The 9,995-nt window shown below is 43.1% G+C and carries 8 protein-coding genes; 6 read left to right on the top strand and 2 right to left on the bottom strand.

Features of this window, described 5'->3' with window-relative positions:
* The first annotated feature begins 360 nt into the window (after positions 1–360).
* The 6 genes from KTE19_RS11460 to KTE19_RS14040 all read left to right on the top strand — a co-directional run bounded on the left by KTE19_RS11460 (position 361) and on the right by KTE19_RS14040 (position 8,939).
* Positions 361–2,247 carry a DUF2264 domain-containing protein gene (locus tag KTE19_RS11460; RefSeq protein ID WP_217164973.1) on the top strand — a complete coding sequence of 629 codons (1,887 nt, stop codon included), beginning with the start codon at positions 361–363 and terminating at the stop codon, positions 2,245–2,247.
* A 215-nt stretch (positions 2,248–2,462) separates the two neighbouring features.
* On the top strand, positions 2,463–3,458 hold the full coding sequence (locus KTE19_RS11455; protein WP_217342323.1) for a LacI family DNA-binding transcriptional regulator: 996 nt from the start codon (positions 2,463–2,465) through the stop codon (positions 3,456–3,458).
* A 455-nt stretch (positions 3,459–3,913) separates the two neighbouring features.
* A complete protein-coding gene (locus KTE19_RS14170) occupies positions 3,914–4,039 on the top strand; it encodes a hypothetical protein (protein ID WP_283812288.1) in 126 nt (41 codons plus the stop codon).
* 326 nt (positions 4,040–4,365) lie between these two features.
* Positions 4,366–6,177 carry a beta-glucuronidase gene (gene uidA, locus KTE19_RS11450; protein WP_217342322.1) on the top strand — a complete coding sequence of 604 codons (1,812 nt, stop codon included), beginning with the start codon at positions 4,366–4,368 and terminating at the stop codon, positions 6,175–6,177.
* Positions 6,178–6,383: 206 nt separating this feature from the next.
* Positions 6,384–8,159, top strand: a complete 1,776-nt coding sequence (locus KTE19_RS11445) for a glycoside hydrolase family 30 protein (protein WP_249778525.1) — start codon at positions 6,384–6,386, stop codon at positions 8,157–8,159.
* A 24-nt stretch (positions 8,160–8,183) separates the two neighbouring features.
* The gene (locus KTE19_RS14040) at positions 8,184–8,939 is read left to right on the top strand and encodes a hypothetical protein (RefSeq protein ID WP_249778526.1); all 756 of its coding nucleotides are present in this window, start codon (positions 8,184–8,186) and stop codon (positions 8,937–8,939) included.
* A 182-nt stretch (positions 8,940–9,121) separates the two neighbouring features.
* On the opposite strand, the gene KTE19_RS11440 is transcribed toward KTE19_RS14040, so the two are convergent.
* Both KTE19_RS11440 and KTE19_RS11435 read right to left on the bottom strand, forming a co-directional pair.
* Positions 9,122–9,700, bottom strand: a complete 579-nt coding sequence (locus tag KTE19_RS11440; RefSeq protein ID WP_217165352.1) for an LOG family protein — start codon at positions 9,698–9,700, stop codon at positions 9,122–9,124.
* Positions 9,701–9,881: 181 nt separating this feature from the next.
* The coding region (locus KTE19_RS11435; protein ID WP_217342324.1) for a transposase at positions 9,882–9,995 on the bottom strand (114 nt) is incomplete at its 5' end.

Here is a 9,995-nt window from a genome sequence, read left to right as displayed (position 1 = left end):
GTCAATTAACCACCAGTCTGCAAATGGTCGTTTTAGCGTTTTTAGCACTATTACTTAAGAGATTTTAGACAGCTTCTAAGATTAGTCGGCAAAGTGTTTATAAATGCAAATTAGTTTTCCATTCTTATATTGATAAAACTTGCGGAAAACGGCTGATCCCCGCCATTTAAGCTAAAAAAGTAATGCATTCTGGTTTTGGGATGCATTACTTTTTTTGGCTTAAATTCTAGGATCAAATCACCTTTCGTCCCAATTTATTTTAGGAAAAAGAAGTAAAGCAACCTTGCGTTTTAGTAAAAACAGATGTATTCTAAAGTCGTTAAAACGCTTACATGAGATGAAAATACGAGGTGTTTTTAGTTGAAACGGAAATTATTTAACGAACAGATTAAAGAAAATCCATTGCGCAGTAAAGCCGATGTGAAGGCGGCGTTGGTTGACATTTTAACTCCTGCAATGGAAGTCCTCAGTCAGCAAAAGCGAAAAGGCCGTTTTCGGATGAGTGACAGCGGAGCCGTTTATATTCAGGATAAGACTGAAGTGGAAGGCTTTATGCGGTTGCTTTGGGGCCTTGGCCCATTCTTTAGTGATCCGAAGCGGATTTACGAAAAGCCGGATTGGTACGAACTAACCACTCAAGGCATTATTGCCGGGACTGATCCCAATTCTCCCGACTATTGGGGTGGTGATTTAGGCGACTATGATCAGGTCTTCGTTGAAATGGGTGCCCTGACGGCTTTCTTATACGAAACCAAAGCAACGTTCTGGGACAACCTTTCCGTGCCAAAGCAGAAGACGATCGTTAAATGGATGGATCAAGTGAACCATAAGACGATCCCAAAGACCAACTGGTTATTTTTCCGGGCGATGGTCAACCAGTTTATCGACGATTCCGGTTATATGGATAATTCCGAGTTAATCGATGCTGACTATGCAATCACCAATAAGCAATATCTTGATCACGGCTGGTCGTATGATGGTTATGTCAACCAGATTGATAACTACATTCCATTTGCTTATCAGTTCTTTACGATCCTGACGGTTGGCTTGGCCGATACCGATAATCAACAATCCCAATTGTTGAAAGAACGGGCTAAGGCCTTTGTTCCAAGTTACGCCAACTGGTTTGCAGCGGATGGTGCGGCACTGCCATTTGGCCGCAGCCTTGATTATCGGTTCGCCCAAGCAGCCTTTTGGGCAGCCTATGCGTACGCCCACGTTGATTTGCCAGCCGGATATAGCTTAGGTGATATCAAGCACTTGTTACTGAATAATCTGCGTTGGTGGTTTAAGCAAAATATTTTTCAAAGTGATGGCTTGATTCCAATTGGTTATGCCTATCCAAATATGAACTTTGCGGAAGGCTATAATGGGCCAGCCTCAGCTTATTGGGCGTTGAAGACGTTTATTTTCTTCGCCTTACCGGATAATGATCCATTCTGGACAACTAAGGAAAGCGACGACTTCAAGTTTGAAGCGCTCAAGAAACAACCAGAACCTCGCATGTTAATTGCTCACAGCCAAAATGGTTTGGAGGTACAATCGTTTACGGCTGGTCAGCACTCTCATGAACATGCTCATGGGGAAGATAAGTACGAAAAGTACGTTTATTCGACCACCTTTGGTTTCAGTACTGCCAAGGGAACGACGCTTTTGAAGCAAGGTGCGTATGACAATACGCTGGCTGTTTCTGAAAGCGACAACTGGTGGCGAACTGCTTTCAAGTACGAAGATTACGCAGTTCATGATAATTACGTTTATTCTGACTGGAAGCCTTGGGACGATGTTGAAATTAAGAATTACGTCGTGCCAGCAATGCCATGGCATGTCCGGGTTCACCAAATTGATACCAAACGGACCCTGCATTTGGCTGAAGGTAGCTTTGCAGCGCCCGACTACGGCAAAGATTATCAAAAAGAAATCTCAAGCATCGCAGATAATGCCGTCTTCTATAAAACTGAGGTCGGGATTACCGGAATCGTTGGTCTGTCAAAAGAATTGACTGCTGAACTATCGGTCCCAGAACCTAATACAAATTTATACTTCCCAAAGACAAAGATCCCATTACAGACAGGAGTCTTAAAGCCGGGCAAGTACACCCTGATTTCTCTTTATTTGGGGGATCGAGAGTTAGAGTCCTTGGATGATGATGGTAACTTAGTGATTCCTAAGGTAAAATTGGTAGGCAATCAATTGTCAATTTTGTTTAAGGATCATGATGTGACCGCAACCCTGACAGAATTCTAGATCGTGAATGATTACACCATTGTCATCAAAAGGCTGTCCCTAAAGGAAATACTTAGGTAACGGCCTTTTTGTTTTTGGTAAACTTTTAGTAGATTAAACGTTCAGATTGTTTATTCGATGTTGAACAAGTGGTAAACTAAAACGGTATTGATGGACGAATAAATTAAGGACGAATTTTTGAGGATTAATAATATGATGAATATTAGGGTGGTAAGATGACAACAATCAAAGACGTGGCAAAGGAAGCCGGAGTTTCAATTTCGACAGTTTCAAGGATTCTGAATTTTGACGATACTTTGTCGGTTGGTGATGGTACGCGTCGTAGGGTGCTAGAGGTTGCTGAAAGGTTGCAGTATAAAAAGCGAACTAAGCACACGCCCAAAGCCAGTAAAGAAATTGCGGTCGTTCAATGGCATTCAGATAAAGAAGAGCTAAACGATCTTTATTATTTGCAAATCCAGTACGGAATTGAGAACCGGGCGGCAACGCTTGGAACTTCAATTGAGCGGATTACTTACGAATCAATTGATAAGAATAAAATGAAAAAGTTCAGTGGCATTATTGCTGTTGGTAAATTTGATAAGACAGAAGTCACCGAGCTTCAATCCTACGGGTTGCCGCTTATCTTTATTGGTGAAAATTATCTGGCATACGGGTGCGACTGTGTCCGCAGTGATTTTGAAACACCAGTTATGAAAATTGTGGACCGATTCATTGACCGGGGAATTGATGATATTGGCATGATCGCTGGTAAAGAACAGACGACTACCGAGAAATTGGGCGTTCGGGATCCACGAGTAGCCACCTTTAATAGTTATTTAAAGCAAAAAGGCTTATACAATGAGGACTTTGTCTTCCAAGGCCCATTTGGTCCAGACTCGGGCTACACATTGATGACCCAAGCCATTCAAAAATTGGGTAAGAAATTACCTCATGGATTCATGATCGGCAGTGATTCAATGGCCGTTGGTGTTTTGCGAGCACTTCAGCAGAATAAAATTGATGTTCCCGATCGGGTTAGCCTGATTAGCTTTAACGATGTGGCGATTGCCAAGTACACCAGTCCAGCCCTGACAACGGTTCACGTTCACACAGAATTAATGGGTGAACGGGCGATTGAAATGCTTGACCAACGCATGAAAGAACCCAAGAAGATCCCTGAATTGACCGTAATCGCAACGGAACTGATGGAGCGGGAAAGTAGCCTGTAGACCGTATCTTAAGAAATTTTGTCGGCAGAGTTCAGTGAAACCAGATGTTGTCCTCAAACAGTAACAACCCGAGCCCGTTTTGATGAATGAACACGCTGCAATTATCTGCATTGATGATCATTTTCAAAGTCAGGTTCCAATTAGATAAAATTAGAGATTGGGATTAGGCGATTTGATCCAGAATTTAACGAAAATGACCAATTATTCCTGATTTTGGAATAGTTGGTCATTTTTGTTAAATGGCAGGGATCAGCCGCTTGGCGCCGCTTTTATCTAGGTGGCTATGGTGATCTATGTGAATGATCATCGATTGAAAATTAACAGATGTTCCAGCCTCTTTTTTTCATGAAAAAGTTTTTAAGCAAATCATTTAACGAAGGCCGCTCAGGACTACTATACTAAGAATTGCGGAAAAGATTAAAAGTTTCACAGAATTGAAAGAGGAGGAATTGACTATGAAAAAACTTAAGAATATTTTAGTTCGCGTTAACGAACGAAAGAATGGCCGTTTGGTATCAAAGCAAGGTAAGTTGGATAATCGTCTATTTTGGAATCAGGTTATTACTCGTGATGAAAAATAATAGTGTGATCAATCAATGACGCATCCCTTCGAAATTGAAGTGGATGCCTTTTTTGATCCTAAACAAATGTCTCAACCGTTGGGCTTTACTAAATTGGGAGCTCATCAAAATAGTGAGTACATAAGCCTGCAAATCGGTTAGTCAGCCAATAACGGCCCAATTAATTTTCGATGTGATGATTCTTTATCCACAAAAGTTTTTGTAAATTAGCAATTTATTTTACTAAAATATGTTGACTATCAGCCATTCAATAGTAAACTTAAGTTGTTGAATAAAGAAAGCGTTTACTTTAATTTAAATTTGTTATCATGAAAGGATCAATCACAATGGAAAAAGATCTGTTATATCCTGTTACCAATGCATATCGTGAGAATCAAAAGTTGGATGGCCTCTGGGATTTTAAGTTTGACCCTGCCTCTGAAGGCGAAGCAAACGGGTGGCCAACTGGCTTGGAGGACCCAATTAAGATGCCGGTTCCTGCCAGCTTCAATGATTTCTTTACTGATAAAGACGCTCGTGAATATACAGGTGATTTTTGGTACCTAAAAAAATTCTTTGTGCCAAACTATTTTGAAGGCAAAAAGGTCGGTATTCGATTTGGCGCTGCGACCCACCGGGCAAAGGTTTTTGTGAATGGTCAAGAAATTCGGTCTCACGAAGGTGGTTTTTTACCATTTACCGCTGATATCACGGATGCCGTTAAGCTGGGTGAAGACAATGTGGTTGCCGTGAAAATTAATAATGAACTCCACCGGGATGCACTGCCGGCTGGGGATACGATTACTTTGAAAAATGGCAAGAAGATGGCCAAACCGTTTTTTGATTTTTATAACTATTCTGGTTTGAACCGGAGTGTGCATTTGGTCGCAATCCCAAAGGAAAATATTGAAGACTATTCAACCACGTACGAAGTGGGCGATGGTCAGGCCACAGTTCATTACAGTGTTGAAGCTGATTCTAATGCGGATATCAAAGTGAGCTTAGCTGATGAAGCCGGTCACGTTGTGGCAACCGCAACCGGCGCAAAGGGCGACTTGGTGGTTGAGAACCCTACCCTTTGGCAGGTTCGCGATGCCTACCTGTACACAATTAAGATTCAATTAGTGCACGGGGACACCGTCATTGATGAGTATAGCGATGAAATTGGTTTGCGAACCATCGAAATTAAGGGTCATCAAATTTTAGTTAATCACAAACCAGTTTACTTAAAAGGGTTCGGTCGTCATGAAGATAGTATCTATGCTGGCCGGGCATTCGACTTAAATGTTGAGCGCCGTGATCTGAATTTGATGAAGTGGATTGGGGCAAACTCCTATAGAAGTTCACACTATCCATATGATGAACAAGCCTATAAGTTTGCGGATCGCGAAGGAATTCTGATTACTGATGAAGTTCCGGCGGTTGGTTTTAAAATGGCCGCTGCCAGCTTCCTTGGCGGCCTTGATCAGTCGTTCTTTGATGGCGATTGGATTGATGACTTATACAAGAAGCACATTGATCAGGTAAGGGATATGATCAAACGGGACAAAAATCACCCAAGTGTCTTGGCCTGGAGCTTATGCAACGAACCTGATACCTCCAGTGATTCTGCGGTTCCATATTTCACGAAATTGTTCAATGACAGTGCCGATCTGGACCCGGAAAAGCGTCCGCGGACCTTTACCCTGAATGAAGACGATACGTTTGAAACGTCCAAGTGTCTTAAATTTCCAGACTTTTACTTGCTTAACCGCTATCCTGGCTGGTACCACAAGTGGGGATATGAAATTTCTGACGGTGAAGCGGGTTTGCGAGCTGAATTGGATGAGTGGCAGAAGTCTGACATTGATAAGCCGATCGTCTTCTCAGAATACGGGGCTGATACCGAGCCTGGGCTGCATAAATTACCATCGATCATGTGGAGCGAAGAATATCAAATTGAATTGTTGGAAATGTTTAATCGGGTCTTCGATTCCTACGACTTTATTCGTGGGGAGCAACCTTGGAATTTGGCAGACTTCCAAACCGTTGAAGGTAATATGCGAGTAAACGGTAATAAGAAGGGGATTTTCACCAGAGATCGTCAGCCAAAAGCCGCCGCATTTTATCTGCGGAAGCGTTGGAACAGTTTGCCACTCGACTATAAAGCCGACAAATAGTGATTAATTAAAGCAGTGGTCGCCCATTGAGTGGTGCAGGCCACTACTTTTTGAATCTGGTAATTCTAGGACAGCTCCGTAAAGCAGAAACTTCCACCTAAGCACCTTCCTCAAAAATCCCAAGCCCGGAATTTCCGCTTGAGGAGACTTAGGCTCCAGTTTCTAACCGCTTTGTTCAGCTCACTTTATTTTAGGAGATCGTATAAATGAATCATACAAACTTTGTAATTGATGGTGACCAGCTTGACCTTGATGATAAGAATGGTCATACATTTAAAGGTTTTGGCTACCTGAGCTGTAACAATTCCTCACGATTATTGTTGGATTATAAGTGGGAACATGAGGACAGCTATAATCAAATCCTCCAGATCCTCTTTGGCGGCAAGCATCCTTTGATGAGGATGATTAAGCTGGAAATGGGGGATGATGGCAATACTTCGTCTGGCACCGAGCCGGCGACAATGCGCAGTGCCGATGACGCCGCTAATGTCAAACGAGGAGCTGGCTTTCAACTGGCGGCCGATGCCAAAGAACTCCAGCCAGCTTTGAAAACGGCTATCTTGAGATGGGGAGAACCGGGATTTTTGCGCAAGTTGTGGGTGAATGTCAAATCCGCTGATCCCGACAAGTTGGTGCCAGAATCTGCTTTTGAGCCGATGTATCAATGGTACAAGCAGACCATCGTTGCAGCTTATCAGGAATATGGGTATTTGATTGATTACGTTGATCCAGATCGAAATGAAACCAAGCACCCAATGGTTCAATGGATCAAGTGGTTCGCTGATCGAATTGCAAACGATCGCACCGGATTTCCAGCTAGGTTTCCGATTGATCAATATAACCGAATCAAAATCATTGCCGCAGATCAAAACTATGAACGCGATTTCGGAGATATGATGATTGCCGACAAGCAACTACAAGATAAAGTGGCCGCAGTTGGGTTTCACTATAATACTGATGATGGGACAAACAAACCGTTCACCAAGCTTGCAGATGACTTTCAGCATGAAATGTGGTACAGCGAAGGGATTGCCCCAATGACCTTTGGCAAATACCGGATTAAGGCGTCAAATGGAGACGGGATTGGCGGCAAACAAAGCGGGCTGGATGTGGCCAACCGGTTGATCAAGAGTTACGTCAACTCGCGCCGGAGCTTCTATATTTTCCAACCAGCAGTATCCGCGTATTACCCCGGAGTCAACTACAGTCATAAGGAACTGATTGCGGCCAGTCGGCCATGGTCCGGCCACTTCGAAGTCGACAATGTTGGATTGCAGTGTATGAAGCATTTTAGTGACTTTGCCAAAGCCGGCTGGGCAGATGAAGGCGCCTGGCGTTATCTAACCAGTGCCTGTGACAGTGGCGTTGGTGGAACTGAAAACTTGGATCATAATCGGGAGGCCCCCAGTTATTTGACGTTGATGGCGCCGGATAAGCAAAACTTTTCAGTTATAATGGTGAATGACAGTTCGCAAACTCGAACGTATCATGTTGCCATTAAAAATGTCAATTTAGCCCCCAATCAGAAGCTTGCAATTTGGGAGAGTATGGGTCCTGAAAATTCGGATCAAGACTATGACACCAACTTGAAGCGCGTCCGGGAAAAGCTTGAGATAACCGCCGGCACGGTAGACATTGTGGTGAATCCCCATTCAATTGTGACTGCCACCACGTTGAGCTTGGAAAACGATGATGAGGTGGCTTATCACAGAATTGAAAGCCGCCATGACGATTACACCCTTGGGATCGATGGCGACAACGGGATCCTTTACGAGGATGATTTCTCTTATGCCAAGTATCCTGACAATTATTTGAGTCTGCGGGGTAATACTCCAAGATATACCGCTGATCAGGGTGGCGCATTTGAAATCGTTAAATCAAAAGGCAGAAACGTCTTGCAACAGATGATTACTGAGGATCAACGGGCCCTTGACTGGGAGTACTCGTTTGCGCCGAACTTCACGATCGGTGACGATAAATGAACTGATTATGCGGTTAATGTGTCTATGAAGTTCGATCACCAAACGGTTCAGAATTCACCAACCGGAAACTATTTCGGAATTGGCTTGCGCGAGTTAACGGATGTTAAAGGTAGACTTGAGAGCGCCCCATATGTGTTTAAACTGTACACAGACGGTCTCTGCGAGCTGGTTAAAGAAGACCGAGTCGTTAAATTAGCACATGTCGATCAATTAGCGTTAACGAAAACTCATCAAATTAGGTTTTCTGCAAATGGCAACACTTTAGAGGCAACCGTTGATGGAAAAGTTGTTTTCAATTTTACGGATACGGATAATCCAAAATTTAGCGGCCGGATAAAAATCGGTTGTGGTTATTATCATACTCAGATTGAAAAACTGATCATCAAGAAGGCTGCCACAAACAGTTCACTGATTTCTCGCCGTTTAGATGATCTTGACGATGCCATTTCGTATACTGGGAGCTGGAATCATGTTTGCGGCCTGGGAAACACAAAATGGAATCGCACCCTCTCATTTGGAACTGGAAGTGACCAGCAGCCAACGACTGTTTCATTTGATTTTGCCGGCAGTGGATTTTCATTGATTGGCAAACAGGAAGCTGGCTGTCATTTGAAAGTAGTTGTCGATAACCAAGTCCTGGCTTGGAATATGCAACCTCAAACGGCTGAAGACCGCACGGAAAATGGCTTATTCACTGGTTTGCCAACTGGCGAACATCATGTGGAAATCACAGTGGTCGATGGGACTTACACACTTGATGCAGTTGAATGGCTAGTGTGAGTATGAGATTGAAAAGGCAATTTGATCCTAGAATTTAAGTGAAAAAAGCAACGCATCCTGATTTTTGGGAATGCATTGCTTTTTTGGTTTAAATGGCGGAAATCAGCCATTTGTCGCATGCAGTGAACTTTTAATTAATTCTGCATACCTGGATCAAAAAACACTTAATCCAGTTATTCGGCTCAGTGGTCATATGTCCTGACTCTCGGCGGTACATAACTCTCCATGAATGACCTTATTTCGGTTAGTGAATCAGAGAATAGGACTTTTTTTCTGTCTGCGGCGGTTAAAAATCCCTCTGATACCATCTTATCGAACATTTGAATTAATGGTCGGTAGTAATCGTTGATGTTATAGAACACGCACGGATTCGGATTGTCTCCCAATCTTGCCCAAGAAAACGATTGAATAATTTCTTCTAAAGTGCCGACGCCGCCTGGCAATGCAATACAGCCATCGGACATCTGCATCATTTTAGCCTTTCGTTCAGACATGTCTTTGACCACAATCAATTCTGACAGTGAGGCGAGTTGAGGGGATTCTGCTCCTCGTTGGACTAATTGTTTCGTCATGACGCCCTGGACGAGACCGCCTTGCTTTAGGATCCGATCGGAGATGACTCCCATTAAGCCAACGCCGCCACCTCCGTAGATTAAGTCGTAATGGTTTTCAATGAACCAGTCAGCTAATTGAATTGCTGATTGGGAATAGATGGGGGTATTTCCTGAACTTGCACCACAGTAAACAGCAATTTTCTTCATATGAACGCCTCACTTTATTATGATTCCTAATTATAGGATAGTCGGCCGGTTCTGAAAAGGTCTTTCAAGACCTGAAAATAGCTGAATCAACTTTCGCAAATCCTTTTAATGAAAGGATTCGCAGAAATCTCCTGGTTTTAACCAGGTAGATGAATGCACAAACTAACACCGAAGGGTGTTATCAGCGTTGATTATCGATATAGTGTTCAACAATTTCCCTGCTCATGTTGCCAAGCGTGCTCATGTAGTAGCTGTGTGACCATAAATGGCCACCCCAAAACTTTTGGGCTTTTAC

Source organism: Lentilactobacillus dabitei (genome assembly GCF_019061365.1).
GTDB classification, from domain to species: Bacteria; Bacillota; Bacilli; order Lactobacillales; family Lactobacillaceae; genus Lentilactobacillus; species Lentilactobacillus dabitei.
This window is presented reverse-complemented; position numbering and strand designations above follow the sequence as displayed.

Excerpts from the sequence above, each read along its gene's own strand:
- KTE19_RS11445 (WP_249778525.1), top strand. The coding sequence starts at position 6,384 with ATGAATCATACAAACTTTGTAATTGATGGTGACCAGCTTGACCTTGAT.
- KTE19_RS14170 (WP_283812288.1), top strand. The coding sequence starts at position 3,914 with ATGAAAAAACTTAAGAATATTTTAGTTCGCGTTAACGAACGAAAGAAT.
- uidA (WP_217342322.1), top strand. The coding sequence starts at position 4,366 with ATGGAAAAAGATCTGTTATATCCTGTTACCAATGCATATCGTGAGAAT.
- KTE19_RS11455 (WP_217342323.1), top strand. The coding sequence starts at position 2,463 with ATGACAACAATCAAAGACGTGGCAAAGGAAGCCGGAGTTTCAATTTCG.
- KTE19_RS11440 (WP_217165352.1), bottom strand. The coding sequence starts at position 9,700 with ATGAAGAAAATTGCTGTTTACTGTGGTGCAAGTTCAGGAAATACCCCC.
- KTE19_RS14040 (WP_249778526.1), top strand. The coding sequence starts at position 8,184 with ATGAAGTTCGATCACCAAACGGTTCAGAATTCACCAACCGGAAACTAT.